The sequence below is a fragment of the Pseudomonas sp. LAP_36 genome (assembly GCF_019456785.1).
Lineage (GTDB): Bacteria > Pseudomonadota > Gammaproteobacteria > Pseudomonadales > Pseudomonadaceae > Aquipseudomonas > Aquipseudomonas tritici.
On the sequence record NZ_JAHZMS010000004.1, the window covers coordinates 24869 to 40883 of the forward strand.

Below are 16015 nucleotides of genomic sequence, written 5' to 3' on the forward strand. Positions count from 1 at the left end.
ATGCGGCCCTTTGCCGTCGCTCCGTCTGATGATGTTGCGCATTGGCCTTTGGCCGCAGCCTCCGTGGAAGAACCTAATGAAAAGCGCAGAAATCCGTGAAGCCTTCCTTCGCTTCTTCGAAGAGCAAGGTCACACCCGTGTCGCCTCCAGCTCCTTGATCCCAGGCAATGACCCAACCCTGCTGTTCACTAACGCGGGGATGAACCAGTTCAAGGACTGCTTCCTGGGCCAGGAAAAGCGCGCCTACACCCGCGCCACCAGCAGCCAGAAGTGCGTGCGTGCCGGCGGCAAGAACAGTGACCTGGAAAACGTGGGCTACACCGCCCGCCACCACACGTTCTTCGAAATGCTGGGTAACTTCAGCTTTGGTGACTATTTCAAGAAAGATGCGATTACGTTCGCCTGGACCTTCCTGACCGGCGTGTTGAAGCTGCCAAAGGAAAAACTCTGGGTAACCGTGTACGCCACGGACGACGAAGCGTACGACATCTGGACCAAGGAAATCGGCGTGCCCGTCGAGCGCATGATTCGCATCGGCGACAACAAGGGCGCCCCGTACGCTTCCGACAACTTCTGGACCATGGGCGATACCGGCCCGTGTGGCCCTTGCACCGAGATCTTCTACGACCACGGCGCCGACATCTGGGGTGGCCCACCGGGTTCGCCGGAAGAAGACGGCGACCGTTACATCGAGATCTGGAACAACGTGTTCATGCAGTTCAACCGCACCGCCGATGGCGTGTTGCATCCGCTGCCTGCGCCGTCGGTGGATACCGGCATGGGCCTGGAGCGGATCAGTGCGGTGATGCAGCACGTTCACTCCAACTACGAAATCGACCTGTTCACCAACTTGTTGAGCGCGTCGGCCGCGGCCATTGGTTGTGCCAATGAAAGCCAGTCTTCGCTCAAGGTGGTGTCTGACCACATCCGTTCCTGCGGTTTCCTGATCGCCGACGGTGTGTTGCCATCCAACGAAGGCCGTGGCTATGTGCTGCGCCGTATCATCCGTCGCGCCTGCCGTCACGGTAACAAGCTGGGCGCCACTGGCAGCTTCTTCTACAAAATCGTGGCCGCACTGGTTGCCGAGATGGGCGAAGCCTTCCCGGAACTCAAGCAGCAGCAAAGCAATATCGAGCGCGTGCTCAAGGCTGAGGAGGAGCAGTTCTCCAAGACCCTCGAACACGGCCTGAAAATCCTGGAGCAGGACCTGGCTGAACTCAAAGGCACCGTGGTGCCTGGCGATGTGGTGTTCAAGCTGTATGACACCTATGGCTTTCCGATGGACCTGACCGCCGACATCGCCCGTGAGCGTGAGCTGACCATTGATGAGGCCGGTTTTGAGCGTGAGATGGAAGCCCAGCGCGTGCGTGCCCGCTCCGCCAGTTCCTTCGGCCTGGACTACAACACCCTGGTCAAGGTTGACGTGCCTACCGAATTCATCGGTTACAAGGCTACCGTTGGCGCTGCCAAGATCGTTGCCATCTATAAAGACGGCAAGTCGGTCGACGTGTTGAGTGAAGGCGAAGAGGCGGTTGTGGTCCTGGACCAGACGCCGTTCTACGCCGAGTCGGGTGGCCAGATTGGTGACTGTGGTTTCCTGAGTTCGACGTCCGGCCGTTTTGAGGTGCGCGACACCACCAAGACCGGCGGTGCGTTCCTGCATCACGGTGTGTTGGTGCTGGGCAACTTGACGGTCGGTGCGCCGGTGGACACTCAGGTCGATGCCGATGTACGCCATGCGACGGCGTTGAATCACTCGGCCACTCACCTGCTGCACGCCGCGCTGCGCCAGGTACTGGGCGAGCACGTCCAGCAGAAAGGTTCGTTGGTCGACAGCCAGCGCCTGCGATTCGACTTCAGCCACTTTGAAGCGATCAAGCCCGAGCAGATCAAGGCCCTGGAAGACATCGTCAACGCTGAGATTCGCAAGAACACCGCGGTAGAAACCGAAGAAACCGACATCGAGACCGCCAAGGCCAAAGGCGCCATGGCGCTGTTCGGCGAGAAGTACGGCGACAACGTGCGTGTATTGAGCATGGGCGGCAGTTTCTCTGTGGAACTGTGTGGCGGTATCCACGCCAACCGTACCGGCGACATCGCCCTGCTGAAAATCATCAGCGAAGGGGGGGTGGCGTCCGGTGTGCGTCGTATCGAGGCCGTCACCGGCGCTGCGGCCCTGGCCTACCTCAATGCGGCTGAAGAACAACTCAAGGAAGCGGCCAGCCTGGTCAAGGGCAGCCGTGACAACCTGATCGACAAGCTGTCCGCTGTGCTGGAGCGCAACCGTGCGCTGGAGAAACAGCTGGAGCAGTTGCAGGCCAAGGCGGCCAGTGCGGCGGGCGACGATTTGTCGGCTTCTGCGGTGGACGTCAAGGATGTGAAAGTGTTGGCTGCGCGCCTGGACGGTCAGGACGGCAAGGCGCTGTTGGCCTTGGTCGATCAGTTGAAGAACAAGCTCGGCCGCGCAGTGATCCTGCTCGGCGGTGTCCATGAGGATAAGGTCGTTCTGGTTGCCGGTGTAACCAAGGACCTGACTGGCCAACTCAAGGCCGGTGATTTGATGAAGCAAGCCGCCGCGGCAGTGGGCGGGAAGGGCGGCGGTCGTCCGGACATGGCGCAAGGCGGTGGTGTAGACGCTGGCGCCCTGGACGCAGCCCTGGCCCTGACCGTGCCGTTTGTCGAGGCAGGTATTTAAGGCACTGTTAATCAGCCCGTGGTCTAGTCGCGGGCTGGTTCGGTGCTGGTTGATTGGTTATCAGGCGCCCCTTTACGGGCTGAGGCGGCTTAGAAATGGCTTTGATCGTACAGAAATTTGGAGGCACCTCGGTCGGCTCTGTCGAAAGAATCGAGCAGGTGGCCGACAAGGTTAAGAAGTTCCGCGATGCTGGCGACGACCTGGTGGTGGTGCTGTCGGCCATGAGCGGCGAGACCAATCGCCTGATCGATCTGGCCAAGGCAATCAGTGGTGATCAACAGCCGCTCCCGCGTGAGCTGGATGTGATCGTGTCCACCGGCGAGCAGGTGACCATCGCCTTGCTGGCCATGGCGCTGAATAAGCGCGGTGTGCCGGCGGTGTCCTACACTGGCAGCCAGGTGCGTATCCTCACTGACAGCGCGCATACCAAGGCGCGCATCCTGCAAATTGATGATCAGAAAATTCGTACTGATCTGAAAGCCGGCCGCGTGGTAGTTGTGGCGGGCTTCCAGGGTGTGGATGAGCAGGGCAATATCACCACCCTCGGGCGTGGCGGTTCAGATACCACCGGCGTGGCGCTGGCGGCGGCGCTCAAGGCCGATGAATGCCAGATTTACACCGATGTGGATGGCGTCTATACCACCGATCCGCGTGTGGTGTCCGTGGCTCAGCGCCTGGATAAGATCACCTTTGAAGAGATGCTGGAAATGGCCAGCCTTGGTTCCAAGGTGTTGCAGATCCGCGCGGTGGAGTTTGCCGGCAAGTACAACGTTCCGCTGCGCGTATTGCACAGCTTCAAAGAGGGTCCGGGCACCCTCATTACTATTGATGAAGAGGAATCCATGGAACAGCCAATCATTTCCGGTATCGCTTTCAACCGTGATGAAGCCAAGCTGACCATCCGTGGCGTGCCAGACACCCCGGGCGTGGCGTTCAAGATCCTGGGCCCTATCAGCGGCGCGAACATCGAAGTCGACATGATCGTGCAGAACGTTTCGCACGATAACACCACCGATTTCACCTTCACCGTGCACCGCAACGAGTACGATGCGGCGGAACGGATCCTGCAGAACACTGCGCAGGAAATCAGTGCCCGCGAAGTGATCGGCGACACCAAGATTGCCAAGGTGTCGATCGTGGGTGTGGGCATGCGTTCCCATGCCGGCGTTGCCAGCCGTATGTTTGAGGCCCTGGCCAAGGAAAGCATCAATATCCAGATGATTTCCACCTCCGAAATCAAGGTTTCGGTGGTGATCGAAGAGAAGTACCTGGAACTGGCTGTACGTGCGCTGCATACCGCTTTTGAGCTGGACGCTCCGGCCCGACAGGGCGAGTGATGCAGTGCCAGAAAGGCGCGGTTTACCGCGCCTTTCATTTTTTGTAGGGCGCATGTTCTTTTGCGTGGGCTCGACAATACTTAGGTGGTAGGGCTACGGCTTTTGGGTTGTAGGTCGAATGCCTTTTTTTTGCAGACTGTTGTTCCTGAACTGAAATGCGTGAGGAGAAAGGTATGTTGATTCTGACTCGTCGTTGCGCAGAAAGCCTGATTATCGGTGATGGCGAAATCACCGTGACCGTGCTCGGCGTCAAAGGCAATCAAGTACGTATCGGGGTTAACGCTCCGAAAGAGGTAGCGGTGCACCGCGAGGAAATCTACCTGCGGATCAAGAAAGAGAAGGACGAAGAACCAAGCCTTTAATTTTTATCGTTTTTTATGTTTGCAAACGGGGATGAACGTGGTTAATATACGCCCCGTGTTGCGGAGAGCTGGCCGAGTGGCCGAAGGCGCTCCCCTGCTAAGGGAGTACACCTCAAAAGGGTGTCGGGGGTTCGAATCCCCCGTTCTCCGCCATTATTTGCTTAGTACGTTGCAATCTGGTTTTTTCGGTAAGTTGTTGAAATTACTCGAAAAAATAGCTTTACATAGAGATTGAACGGCCTATAATGCGCGGCAACAAATGCACTCGTAGCTCAGCTGGATAGAGTACTCGGCTACGAACCGAGCGGTCACAGGTTCGAATCCTGTCGAGTGCACCATTTAAGAGTCAGTTGCAGCAATGCAGGTGATTCGGTTACAACCAGTTGTGATCTGGTCTAAAAACACAATCTGCACTCGTAGCTCAGCTGGATAGAGTACTCGGCTACGAACCGAGCGGTCACAGGTTCGAATCCTGTCGAGTGCACCATACAAACAAAAAGCCCGCCTAGTGCGGGCTTTTTGCCGTCTGGGGTTTGTGTAGGATTTGTTCTTTTTCTCCTCTCTCATGTGTTTTCCTTCCACACTGCGTCGTCGCAGTTCATAGATGCAGCCAATGCTTAGCTTTGGCTCGCAAGCGCTTGTTCTTTCCAGTTTTTTAACGTTTAAAGTGGCCGGGCGGTGTATCATTGCGCCCGTCAGCCCCGCCGGGGCTTGTGGAATACCTCCATGGACTTACCCAGTAGTTACTCAGTACCCCGTTTTACCAATCATGAATTGACTGATTGATCCTTCCGGCGTGCCCCGCTGCTGGGAGTGGAGTTCGCCTATGACCGAAGTAGAAGTAAAGAAAAAAACACAAGACAGCCTGCAGGATCGCTTGGCTCAAGTTATCGAGCTGCTGCAGCGCCAGCGCGTGGTCGAAGACCTTACGCACCGCCAGGATGGTCCGAATAACGACTTGGTCGAAAACCTGGTCCATCGGCAAAACCTCGTCGAGCTGCAACGCAAGCTCGATGACCTGCACTCCGCCGACGTCGCCTATATTCTCGAAGCCCTGCCGCTGGATGACCGACTGGCCCTTTGGCAATTGGTCAAGGCTGATCGTGACGGCGACATCCTGCTCGAAGTATCTGACTCAGTCCGTGAAACCCTGATCGCCGACATGGACGACCACGAGCTCCTGGCTGCGGCCAAGGAGATGGACGCCGACGAGCTGGCTGACCTTGCCCCCGAGCTGCCACGTGATGTTGTCCATGAGCTGATGGAAGCGCTGGACACGCAACAGCGCGAGCGCGTGCGCTCTGCGTTGTCTTACGATGAGGATCAAGTCGGCGCGCTGATGGACTTCGAGATGGTCACCATCCGCGAAGACGTTAGCCTGGAAGTGGTCCTGCGCTACCTGCGCCGGCTTAAAGAGCTGCCTGGTCACACCGACAAGCTGTTCGTGGTCGACTACGAAGGCATTCTCAAGGGTGTACTGCCGATCAAGCGTCTGCTGGTCAATGATCCGGACAAGATGGTTGCGGATTTGATGGCCAGCGATACGGTGAGTTTTCACCCGGATGAAGATGCCTACGACGCGGCGCAAGCGTTCGAGCGTTATGACTTGATCTCGGCGCCGGTGGTCGACAAGAACGGCAAATTGATTGGCCGTTTGACCATCGATGAGATCGTCGACCTGATTCGTGAAGAGAGTGAAACTGAAGTCCTCAACATGGCGGGTTTGCGTGAAGAGGAAGATATCTTTGCGTCGGTCTGGCGCTCGCTTCGTAACCGCTGGGCCTGGCTGGCGGTCAATCTGGTTACCGCCTTTATCGCCTCGCGTGTGATCGGCTTGTTCGAGGGCTCCATTGAGAAGCTGGTAGCCCTGGCCGCGTTGATGCCGATTGTGGCCGGTATTGGCGGCAACTCCGGCAACCAGACGATCACGATGATCGTGCGCGCGATGGCGCTGGACCAAGTGAGTACGGCTAACTCATCGCGTCTGTTGCGCAAAGAGCTGGCCGTGGGCCTGATCAACGGTTTGGTGTGGGGTGGGGTGATCGGTGTGGTGGCCTACTTGCTCTATGGCAGTTGGTCGCTTGGCGTGGTGATGACTGCTGCCATGACCCTCAACCTGCTGTTGGCGGCCCTGATGGGGGTATTGATCCCCATGACCCTGGCCCGTCTTGGACGCGACCCAGCGATGGGTGCCAGCGTGATGATCACAGCCATGACCGACAGTGGTGGCTTCTTCATCTTCCTGGGCCTGGCGACGATATTCCTGCTCTGATTCCATCCAGTGGGGGCAAATCTGCCCCCACCTCACATCCTCTTCCCGAATTGCGCGCAAAAAAAAGCCAGCACATGGCTGGCTTCGGCTTTCAGCTGCAAATCAATTGGCTTCTGCGGCCGCCTCAACGTCGTGCGCGATAAGCGAGACGAGAGCATTTTGCTGGCGGTGGGAAAGCTGGCGAAAACGCTGCAGCAGTTCGCGTTCGTGCAGCGACAGCTCGGGGCTGTCCAGGCGCATGCTCAACTCTTCGCCCAACGCACCTTCCTGAATGAGGCTTTGTTCCAGGCGCGCGATGATTTCGGAGTTCATGCTGCGGTGATGATTGCGAGCCACCTCGGCAATGCGTTCCCGCATTCCGTCTGGCAGACGTACGACGAACTTGTCAGCCGTACGGCTGGAATAAATTGCCTGTTTCAATGGGCGCATATATTTAACCGGTTAGTTCAGGGGAGCGGTTTTTGGAATTGGCCGCAAGATGAGTGTTAAGACAAGACTCACGACCAAAGTTCAACCCGAATTGCAAAGAGGCCGCATCATGCCTCAGATTTGCCAGTTCCTTGGCGTCAATTCTGTGACAAATATTGAACCGACTAAAGGCTTTATGCCAGCACTCATTTGTTTTTTTGCGGACTGGTTGGAAAAATCTTCTACGCGTGATTCCGCGAGGGAACTTCCCGGAACTCCAGACCAGCACAGGGTTTGAGGCCGCACATCCTATAGCAAAGTGGCACTTTGCCCTTAGGTTTAAGACTAGTGGCAATTTGCCGATTAGCCAGAGCCAGGCGACATAAGGTAGGAGGAGATTAGCGAAGGACTGGGTCGAACTTGATACGACGACCGACAATGAGGGTGATCAACAACAGGCTGGCAAACACACCGGTGGCAATGAATGCGGTGGTTTGGCCGTCTTGCGATTCGGCGCCCAAGCCCGCGGCGCCGGTGAAGGCGGTCAGGCACAAAAACAGCCAGGCAGATTTGGTCATTTACGATTTCCTTAGAAAACCCAGTGTTCAGATGCAGGTGCAGCGTGGGTGCCTTCGGTCAGGCGTACCGGCGATTGCGCGTTGGGCGTCATTACCGCCAGCTGCGGCCGCTGTTGCAGGTGATGCGGGACAGCCTGGCTGATCTGCGCGGGATCGTTAGCGCCAGTCGATTGAAAATGGAATGTAACTAATACAGCCAAGGCTACAGTGTTGAGGGCTAACAGAAGGGCACTGTTCATGGTCATGTTCTCCGCTTAACGCCGTGGCTTATTGGGTTTGTAGGAGAAGTATTGCAGGTCTCGTGCCAATCTATTAATCCATTAAAATCAATGGCTTGAGTGTACTTTAAAGGGTCGAAAGGTTGCAATTTGCAATGATGGCATTTTGAGGGAGTGCATTTTGCACGATGGCGGCAAGTGCCCGGGTTTACGGGGCGAAACTGCGATCAGCCCGGCAGGGATCGGCCTACACTCAAAAAGCCGACGGACGACATGACAAAACCCACCTCGGCCGTTAACATGCACGCCGTCCGTCGCCGTGCCCTTGGCCAGACGACTGTCATTTGTCCCAGTAGCTCAATTGGATAGAGCATCCCCCTCCTAAGGGGAAGGTTGGCCGTTCGAACCGGCCCTGGGACACCATCTACTTCAAGGCTTTCAGCTATCCTCCCTCTGCCCGGTACGGCATCTCCGTGCCCCGAGCTGCGCAGGCCATACTTGCGCAATGCCCCCGCTCAGCAGTCCACAGTCACTCCGGTGTAAAGCGTGCGCCCATCACCTGGAGAATGCAGGGGGGGGGCTTGCGCGTCACTTCTCAGAATTACATGGCTATGAGCTGATGGGCGTCGGTGCCTCTTACATCGGCTTCATTCGTGCTGAGCCGCCCGATATATCCCTGGCTGACCGCGTTGCGAAGGATTTTTGTGCGCTCTACAACACTGGCGATGAAAGCCTGCCAGCACAGGTTCGTGTAGCCACAGAGGCGATCTCCGGTCGCAGGCACCTGTGGTTGCGTTACGTGGAGTGACGCTGTGTGAAAGCGAGAAGCCCTGAGAGCTGAGCATTTTCGATACTTTTGTCGAACCTTGTCGGTGTTCAGGGCTCTCAGCACGTGCGCGGTGTATTTATCGCAACTTATGTACCTTGCAAGTGGCCGGGCAGCGTCTGAGCTATTACGCAAAATAATCCCCGGAAACAGCGCATGTTGCCTGTCCGGACCCGGCCACCCCGGACTATCATGCCGATAGCCCTACCTCTCACCGCAAGGAGCCGCTCGGAACGCCGATGCGCCAAATCTGGAAATCTTTTCGAGCCCTCTATTTCGCCTCTTTGATGATGCTGATCGGCTCCGGCTTGCTCAGTACCTACCTGGCCTTGCGCCTGGCGGCCGACCATGTCGACAGCCTGTGGGTGGGTGCGCTGATGGCGGCCAACTATTTTGGCCTGGTGCTGGGTGGCAAGATCGGGCACCGCCTGATTGCCCGGGTCGGGCATATCCGCGCCTATGCCACCTGTGCTGGCATTGTCGGCGCGGCGGTGCTGGGCCATGGCCTAGTCGACTGGCTGCCGGCCTGGATCGTGCTGCGGATCATCGTGGGCCTGGGGATGATGTGCCAGTACATGGTGATCGAAAGCTGGCTTAATGAGCAGGCCGACGCCAAGCAGCGTGGCGTGGTGTTCAGTGGCTACATGATTGCGTCCTATCTGGGCCTGGTGCTCGGCCAACTGATCCTGGTCATGCACCCCCAGCTTGGCCTTGAATTGCTGATGCTGGTCGCGCTGTGTTTTGCCCTGTGCCTGGTGCCGGTGGCCATGACCCGGCGTATTCACCCGGCAGCGCTGCATCCGGCGCCGATGGAGCCGCGCTTCTTTATCAAGCGCGTGCCGCAGTCACTGAGTACTGTGCTGGGGGCGGGCTTGATTGTCGGTTCTTTCTACGGTCTGGCGCCGCTCTATGCGTCGCAGCAAGGGCTCAGCACCGAGCAGGTCGGCTTGTTCATGGGTAGCTGCATTTTTGCCGGCTTGCTGGTGCAATGGCCGCTGGGCTGGTTGTCGGATCGGTATGACCGAGCACTGCTGATCCGCTGTTTTGCCTTGTGCCTCGCGGTGGCGGCATTGCCGCTGGCGATCATGACCAAAGTCCCGCTGGAAGTGCTGTTTGTCGCCGGGTTCCTGTGCTCGCTGGTGCAGTTTTGCCTGTACCCGTTGGCCGTGGCGTTTTCCAACGACCATGTCGAAGGCGATCGTCGGGTCTCCCTGACAGCGATGCTGCTGGTGACCTACGGTGTCGGCGCAAGCATCGGGCCGTTGTTGGCGGGCGTGGTGATGAAGCTCTTTGGCAGCCAGATGCTGTACGCGTTCTTCAGCCTGTGCGCGGTGATCCTGGTGTGGCGTATCCGGCCCAAAGCCGTGACCAACCTGCACCAAGTGGAAGATGCGCCACTGCATCACGTGGCAATGCCTGACAGTATGTCCAGTTCACCGCTGGTCGCTGCCCTGGACCCGCGGGTTGATGAGCAGGTGGTGCAAGAGCAGATGCAAAACACCGTTCCCGACCCGGAGCCGGAAATCGAGCCGCAACCATCGACGGATGAGCCGCCCTTTGAGGGACCGCCGGAGCCGCTGGGGCCCGAAGAGCATCCGCATGACTTGAGCAGGGCGCGCCCCTGAAAGCAAAAACGGGCAGATCCCTCAAGGATCTGCCCGTTTTTTATTGCGGTTGTCAGGGTTTAAAAATCGTCGTCTTTGTCGAAACGCCGTGCTTCACGTTGGAGCTGGTAGACAAAACGCTCGACCTGACGCTGCACCAAACCACTCATGTTGTGGAAGCGCACGCCGGCGAAGGTGGTGTTGATCCTTTCTTCGAAATGCAGATGACGCAGTTCGACCGAGGTGGTCATGCTGCCAAAGGGCAGGGCCGCGATAAACCGGTCGTAGACCTGGCCCAGTTGCAGGCGCTCGGAAATGTCGCCTTCAAAACGCAGTTTGCAGCCGGTAGCGGAAATATCCAGCAACTTGCCGTTGACCGGCGCTTGGAGTTTCTCGCCGCCCAATTCAATGTTGACCAATTGCGCCAGCTTCAACGCGGCGCGAAAGGCATTGCGCCGTTGATGGTAGACCACCTCGTCCGGTAGGCCGCCGGTGTAAATACGGTGGCCGTCCTTTTCGGTTACGGTCAGCGTACCGTTGCTTTCCCAGGCGACGCGCACACCGTCATGGAAGCCTTCAATGCGGAAGGGTTCGCCATTCTCGAGGTGGCGTTCGCCGTCGCGGGGGATCATTTCATCCAGGGCGAGGGTACCGCCGTCCCGATTGACGTCCACCAAGTAGCTCTGGAAGCGTTGGCTGCGTTCATGGAAGGTAATGATCAGCGGGTCATGGCTTTCTTGCAGCATCCGCAAGGTGCCGGCGATTTCCAGAGGGGTGGTGAGGACCTTGGGTGGCTGCGGGGCATCTTCCGCATTAAGGGCGTTGAACACGGTTCTTCCATCTCCAGACAAAATACGACTACACGCAAGAGCAGGCATTCTGCCAGTATGTGGCGCGCCTTGGATAGGCCGCGCTGTAAACGGGCGTCAGGCTTGGCTGCGGGTGCTTGGCTTGACCAGGCGCGAGGTAGAACCTTGCGCGTTATATAGCGCCGGAGGCTCACCGCCGTGAAGTATACGCAACTGGTTCGCGGTCGTAGCTTGCTGAAGCTGGATCGACTGACCGTTGAGCAGGTTGGCTTCCTGGCACAGGGAGAGCAATTGATTGAGTTCTTTGCTCTGGGCCAGTAATTGGTCGCCGACCGAGGAGTGGCTGGCCAACTGCGCCAGGCCGTCCTGGTCGGCGGGCAGGCCCAGGCTGATGAGGATCTGGCTGCGTTTTTTGCCGTGCTGTTCCAGCAGGACAATCAACGACTGCTTGCGCGCCAGAATTTCTTCCAGCAGGGGCATATCGCGGCCGTAGAGGGCCAGGGATTCTTCCCTGAGCAGCTCGAGCAGCTGTTGCGTCGGCGCTAGATCATCAATGATCAGCTGTAGCAGATTTTCGTCGTGATGCATGGCTGGCCTTGGGTTTTAAGCGTCCAAAAGCCCGGCGCAGGCCTTTGCCTAGCGCTCGGCTTCGAAGTTAAGCAGCTTGCTGGCTACACGGTTGCTGTCGACTTTATAGCTGCCATCGGCGATTGCCTGTTTCAATTCAGCCACACGGGCTTTATTGACCACCGGTTGATCGCGCAGCGAGTCAGTGACCTTCTGCAACTGTTGAGCCTCATTGCTCAGGTGTACGGATTCCCCGCTCTGGCTGGCGCTGGCCTGTTCTGCCTTGGCAGGCAGTGGCTGGGCCTTGGCTTCCACGCTTTCCTTGGAACGCGTAGTGCCTGCCGTTGATGGGGCATTATTCAAACGACTGAAATCGATGACCATGATAAAAAAACCTCTGGGTATTTGGACGCTTGCCATGTTTTCGGCAATACCCGGATTAACTTTAGGCGCGAATGACAATAAATCTCCGCACGGAACATCTCGTGCACAGTGTAGAAAAACCCAGCGTCCACTACCAGCAATCTATAAAGCGACCTCGACTTGCCCCGGCGCCGTTACCCTGGCCTTGATGACCCGGTTGGAATTGAGGTTCTTGACGCGTATCTGTTCGCTCATACCGCCGTTGGACAAGGCTTCCCCCGGCATTTTTACCTGCAGTGCACCACTGCTGGCGGAAATGACCACCTGATCGCCCTTGCGAATCACCTCTGCCTGCTCAAGATGCACCAGTGTGATCACCTGGTCAGTGACCACTGGTCGGGTCAATTTCTGCCCGACGGCCTGATCGAGGGATGTCAGGTAGCCCTGACTGATCATGCTGATGTCGCGCTCGCGCAACACAACGTCTTCGAAACCGATGATGCCGGTGCGTTTGAGTGGGCGGGCCACCACCACCACATCGCGAAACAACTTGACCTGGGCCGGCACGAACACGGTCCAGGGCGAGGCGCCGTCGCAGCGAACCTTGACCGTCACGCGGCCAATGGGCTGTGCCGGGCTTTCCAGGGTGGCTGTCAATTCCTTGTCGCACATTGGCATGCGCAAACGCGGGTCCAACTGGTTGACCTGGATTTCATAACGCCCTGGCGTCTGTGTGGTCGCCAGATAATCTTCTACAGTGAACTCAAGAAAGCCTTGAGTGACGCCGATAAGTAGATCAGGCAGGGTGACGTTATCTGCGCGGGCTGTGGCGCTCAGACCCAAGGCGAGTATCGCCAGCGGTGTGCAGAACAATCTGCAAAACCGTGTAGGGTTGGCGCGTCGGGAAACCGTCGTTTTAATATCCATAATCAATAAATAGCAAAGCTCGTGCCGTTTAGCGTTGGGTGCGCGTCGCACCCTCAAAGGTTTTAGCGTAGGAGTCTGGGCATGGCAGGAGTAATGGATTCAGTAAACCAGCGCACACAGCTGGTAGGGCAGAATCGCCTGGAGTTGTTGCTTTTTCGCCTGGATGGCAAACAGCTGTATGGCATCAACGTGTTCAAGGTGCGGGAAGTGCTGCAATGCCCCAAGCTGACGATCATGCCCAAGTCCAGCCCGGTGGTATGTGGCGTTGCCAATATCCGGGGTGCGACGATCCCGATTCTTGATCTGGCCCTGGCCACCGGTTCTGCAGGTTTGCAGGACCGCCAGAATCCATTTGTGATCATCACCGAGTACAACACCAAGACCCAGGGTTTCCTGGTGCGCTCGGTGGAACGTATCGTCAACATGAACTGGGAAGAGATCCATCCGCCGCCCAAGGGCACGGGTCGCGATCACTACCTCACGGCAGTGACGCGGGTGGATAACCAGTTGGTCGAAATCATCGACGTGGAAAAAATCCTCGCCGAAGTGGCACCCACCTCGGAGTCGATTTCCGTGGGTGTGGTGGACGCTGAAACTGCGCACAAGGCAGTCTCCCTGCGCGTGTTGACGGTGGACGACTCTTCTGTGGCCCGTAAACAGGTGACCCGTTGCCTGCAAACCGTCGGCGTGGAAGTGGTGGCCCTCAACGATGGTCGCCAGGCGTTGGATTACCTGCGCAAGCTGGTGGACGAGGGCAAGAAGCCGGAAGAAGAATTCTTGATGATGATCTCCGACATCGAGATGCCGGAAATGGACGGCTACACCCTCACGGCGGAGATACGCAACGATCCACGCATGCAAAAATTACATATCATCCTGCATACTTCGTTGTCGGGTGTATTCAACCAGGCGATGGTCAAGAAGGTCGGTGCCGATGACTTCCTGGCCAAATTCCGCCCCGATGACCTGGCATCCCGGGTCGTCGAGCGGATCAAAGCAGCAGATCACGGCTAGGGGCTTTTTCCCTGGCGGTCACACGATTTAAGAGGCGGTATCAGTGTCTACGGGTAATTTGGATTTTGAACAGTTCCGGGTCTTCCTGGAAAAGGCCTGTGGCATATTGCTCGGTGAAAACAAGCAGTATCTGGTATCCAGCCGTCTCAACAAACTGATGGAGCAGCAGGGCATCAAGTCGTTGGGTGAGCTGGTCCAGCGCATCCAGGGCCAGCCGCGCAGCGGGCTCAAGGAAATGGTGGTCGATGCCATGACCACCAACGAAACCCTGTGGTTTCGCGACACCTACCCCTTTGAAGTGCTCAAGAGCAAAGTGCTGCCGGAGGCCATCAAGGCCAGCCCGGGCCAGCGCCTGCGCATCTGGTCGGCGGCGTGCTCCTCGGGGCAGGAGCCGTACTCGATCTCGATGTCCATCGATGAGTTCGAGCGGACCAATATGGGCCAATTGAAGGCCGGTGCTCAAATCGTGGCCACCGACCTGTCCGGCACCATGCTCACCAACTGCAAGACCGGCGAGTACGACAGCCTGGCGCTGGGCCGTGGCCTGTCCCCGGAGCGCCTGCAACGTTTCTTCGACCCGAAAGGGGCGGGACGTTGGGCGATCAAAGCGCCGATCAAGAACCGTGTGGAGTTTCGCTCGTTCAACCTGCTCGACAGCTACGCCAGCCTGGGCAAGTTCGACATGGTGTTCTGCCGCAACGTGTTGATCTACTTCTCCGCTGAAGTGAAGAAGGACATCCTGCTACGCATCCACGGCACGCTCAAGCGGGGCGGCTATTTGTTCCTCGGTGCATCCGAAGCGCTGAACGGTTTGCCGGATCATTACCAGATGGTGCAGTGCAGCCCTGGGATCATTTACCAGGCTAAATAGTACGCAAATCTAAATGTGGGAGCGGGTTTGCTCGCGAATGCGGTGGATCAGTCATAGATAAGTTGACTGACCCACCGCATTCGCGAGCAAACCCGCTCCCATTTTTTTTGCGGCAATTTCCCCAACAGCGGCAACTCTCCATTGCCGCTTTACTGGCGCCACGCGGAAACCTCTTGCCGCTTTTCTGGCATTGCCGCCGGCAACCGCCCCGCAAACCCTTGATATACGGGCCTCCGCAAGATTGGCATGCACCTTGCTATAACCCTGTTAACGAAAAGCAGGTCAGCCTAAAGGTTTCCGCCATGAGCATCAGCTTCGATAAAGCGCTCGGTATCCACGAACAAGCCCTGGGCTTCCGCGCCCAGCGTGCTGAAGTCCTGGCCAACAACATTGCCAACGCCGACACCCCGAACTACAAGGCTCGGGATCTGGACTTCTCCGCCGTGCTCGCCGCACAGCAGGACAAGACCAAAAACGGCACCTTCGCCTTGAACATGACCAACAGCCGTCATATTGAAGCGCAAGGCCTGAGCAATGGTGACGAGTCGTTGCTGTATCGCACACCGATGCAGCCGTCGATCGACCAGAACACCGTCGACGCCCAGCTTGAGCAATCGGCCTATGCCGAGAACTCGGTGAACTTTCAAGCCAGCTTCACCCTGCTTAACAGCAAATTCAAAGGGCTGATGTCAGCCCTGCGCGGAGAGTAAGCCATGTCCCTGTCCAGTGTTTTCAATATTGCCGGCAGTGGCATGAGCGCGCAGACCACGCGTTTGAACACCGTCGCCAGTAACATCGCCAACGCCGAGACCGTGTCTTCGAGCATTGACCAGACCTACCGTGCCCGTCACCCGGTGTTCGCCACCATGTTCCAGGGTGGCCAGGCTGGCGGCAGCGATTCGCTGTTCCAGGACCAGGGTAATGCCGGTTCTGGCGTGCAGGTGCTTGGTGTGGTCGAAGACCAGAGCAACCTTGAAGCCCGCTACGAACCCAACCATCCCGCCGCGAACGAAAAGGGTTATGTCTACTACCCCAACGTCAACGTGGTTGAGGAAATGGCCGACATGATTTCCGCCAGCCGTTCGTTCCAGACCAATGCGGAAATGATGAACACCGCCAAAACCATGATGCAGAAGGTCCTGACCCTGGGTCAGTGATAAGGGG

At 57.5% G+C, this 16015-nt stretch carries 16 protein-coding genes and 4 tRNA genes; 13 read left to right on the forward strand and 7 right to left on the reverse strand.

What is annotated here, in order from left to right; genetic code table 11:
* Nucleotides 1–76 precede the first annotated feature (76 nt).
* The 7 genes from alaS to mgtE all read left to right on the forward strand — a co-directional run bounded on the left by alaS (nucleotide 77) and on the right by mgtE (nucleotide 6666).
* Nucleotides 77–2695 (forward strand): alanine--tRNA ligase, encoded by a 2619-nt coding sequence (gene alaS / locus JBO08_RS14820; RefSeq protein ID WP_065873999.1) that lies wholly within the window; start codon nucleotides 77–79, stop codon nucleotides 2693–2695.
* A 95-nt stretch (nucleotides 2696–2790) separates the two neighbouring features.
* A complete protein-coding gene (locus JBO08_RS14825; protein WP_065873998.1) occupies nucleotides 2791–4032 on the forward strand; it encodes an aspartate kinase in 1242 nt (413 codons plus the stop codon).
* Between the two features lie 173 nt (nucleotides 4033–4205).
* Complete coding sequence (csrA, locus tag JBO08_RS14830; RefSeq protein ID WP_003175645.1) at nucleotides 4206–4394, forward strand: carbon storage regulator CsrA; 189 nt, start codon at nucleotides 4206–4208, stop codon at nucleotides 4392–4394.
* Between the two features lie 62 nt (nucleotides 4395–4456).
* Nucleotides 4457–4547, forward strand: a tRNA-Ser gene (locus JBO08_RS14835).
* Nucleotides 4548–4655: 108 nt separating this feature from the next.
* Nucleotides 4656–4732, forward strand: a tRNA-Arg gene (locus tag JBO08_RS14840).
* Between the two features lie 72 nt (nucleotides 4733–4804).
* A tRNA-Arg gene (locus JBO08_RS14845) sits at nucleotides 4805–4881 on the forward strand.
* Between the two features lie 339 nt (nucleotides 4882–5220).
* Entirely contained in the window at nucleotides 5221–6666 is a 1446-nt protein-coding gene (gene mgtE, locus JBO08_RS14850; RefSeq protein WP_065873997.1) for a magnesium transporter, read from the forward strand.
* A gap of 102 nt (nucleotides 6667–6768) precedes the next feature.
* Here the strand turns inward: mgtE and JBO08_RS14855 are convergent, their stop codons facing one another.
* The 3 genes from JBO08_RS14855 to JBO08_RS14865 all read right to left on the reverse strand — a co-directional run bounded on the left by JBO08_RS14855 (nucleotide 6769) and on the right by JBO08_RS14865 (nucleotide 7891).
* Nucleotides 6769–7095 carry an Arc family DNA-binding protein gene (locus JBO08_RS14855; RefSeq protein ID WP_003193592.1) on the reverse strand — a complete coding sequence of 109 codons (327 nt, stop codon included), beginning with the start codon at nucleotides 7093–7095 and terminating at the stop codon, nucleotides 6769–6771.
* A gap of 377 nt (nucleotides 7096–7472) precedes the next feature.
* Nucleotides 7473–7652 carry a PA3371 family protein gene (locus JBO08_RS14860; protein ID WP_065889864.1) on the reverse strand — a complete coding sequence of 60 codons (180 nt, stop codon included), beginning with the start codon at nucleotides 7650–7652 and terminating at the stop codon, nucleotides 7473–7475.
* A gap of 11 nt (nucleotides 7653–7663) precedes the next feature.
* Entirely contained in the window at nucleotides 7664–7891 is a 228-nt protein-coding gene (locus JBO08_RS14865) for a hypothetical protein (protein WP_065874022.1), read from the reverse strand.
* Between the two features lie 325 nt (nucleotides 7892–8216).
* Here JBO08_RS14865 and JBO08_RS14870 point away from each other — a divergent pair.
* A tRNA-Arg gene (locus JBO08_RS14870) sits at nucleotides 8217–8293 on the forward strand.
* Between the two features lie 642 nt (nucleotides 8294–8935).
* The gene (locus tag JBO08_RS14875; protein WP_065873994.1) at nucleotides 8936–10321 is read left to right on the forward strand and encodes an MFS transporter; all 1386 of its coding nucleotides are present in this window, start codon (nucleotides 8936–8938) and stop codon (nucleotides 10319–10321) included.
* 59 nt (nucleotides 10322–10380) lie between these two features.
* On the opposite strand, the gene JBO08_RS14880 is transcribed toward JBO08_RS14875, so the two are convergent.
* From JBO08_RS14880 to flgA, 4 genes are all read right to left on the reverse strand, one after another.
* A complete protein-coding gene (locus JBO08_RS14880; protein WP_065873993.1) occupies nucleotides 10381–11130 on the reverse strand; it encodes a flagellar brake protein in 750 nt (249 codons plus the stop codon).
* Between the two features lie 96 nt (nucleotides 11131–11226).
* The gene (locus JBO08_RS14885) at nucleotides 11227–11697 is read right to left on the reverse strand and encodes a flagella synthesis protein FlgN (protein WP_065873992.1); all 471 of its coding nucleotides are present in this window, start codon (nucleotides 11695–11697) and stop codon (nucleotides 11227–11229) included.
* 48 nt (nucleotides 11698–11745) lie between these two features.
* A complete protein-coding gene (gene flgM / locus JBO08_RS14890) occupies nucleotides 11746–12060 on the reverse strand; it encodes a flagellar biosynthesis anti-sigma factor FlgM (RefSeq protein ID WP_065873991.1) in 315 nt (104 codons plus the stop codon).
* Between the two features lie 141 nt (nucleotides 12061–12201).
* Complete coding sequence (gene flgA / locus JBO08_RS14895; RefSeq protein WP_065873990.1) at nucleotides 12202–12966, reverse strand: flagellar basal body P-ring formation chaperone FlgA; 765 nt, start codon at nucleotides 12964–12966, stop codon at nucleotides 12202–12204.
* Between the two features lie 81 nt (nucleotides 12967–13047).
* On the opposite strand from flgA, the gene JBO08_RS14900 reads away from it, so the two are divergent.
* The 4 genes from JBO08_RS14900 to flgC all read left to right on the forward strand — a co-directional run bounded on the left by JBO08_RS14900 (nucleotide 13048) and on the right by flgC (nucleotide 16008).
* Nucleotides 13048–13980: a chemotaxis protein CheV gene (locus JBO08_RS14900; protein WP_065873989.1), complete on the forward strand. Its 933-nt coding sequence runs from the start codon at nucleotides 13048–13050 to the stop codon at nucleotides 13978–13980.
* A gap of 43 nt (nucleotides 13981–14023) precedes the next feature.
* Nucleotides 14024–14851: a protein-glutamate O-methyltransferase CheR gene (gene cheR / locus JBO08_RS14905; protein ID WP_065873988.1), complete on the forward strand. Its 828-nt coding sequence runs from the start codon at nucleotides 14024–14026 to the stop codon at nucleotides 14849–14851.
* A gap of 302 nt (nucleotides 14852–15153) precedes the next feature.
* Entirely contained in the window at nucleotides 15154–15561 is a 408-nt protein-coding gene (gene flgB, locus JBO08_RS14910) for a flagellar basal body rod protein FlgB (protein WP_010208346.1), read from the forward strand.
* Nucleotides 15562–15564: 3 nt separating this feature from the next.
* Nucleotides 15565–16008 (forward strand): flagellar basal body rod protein FlgC, encoded by a 444-nt coding sequence (gene flgC, locus JBO08_RS14915; protein ID WP_065873987.1) that lies wholly within the window; start codon nucleotides 15565–15567, stop codon nucleotides 16006–16008.
* Nucleotides 16009–16015 lie beyond the last annotated feature (7 nt).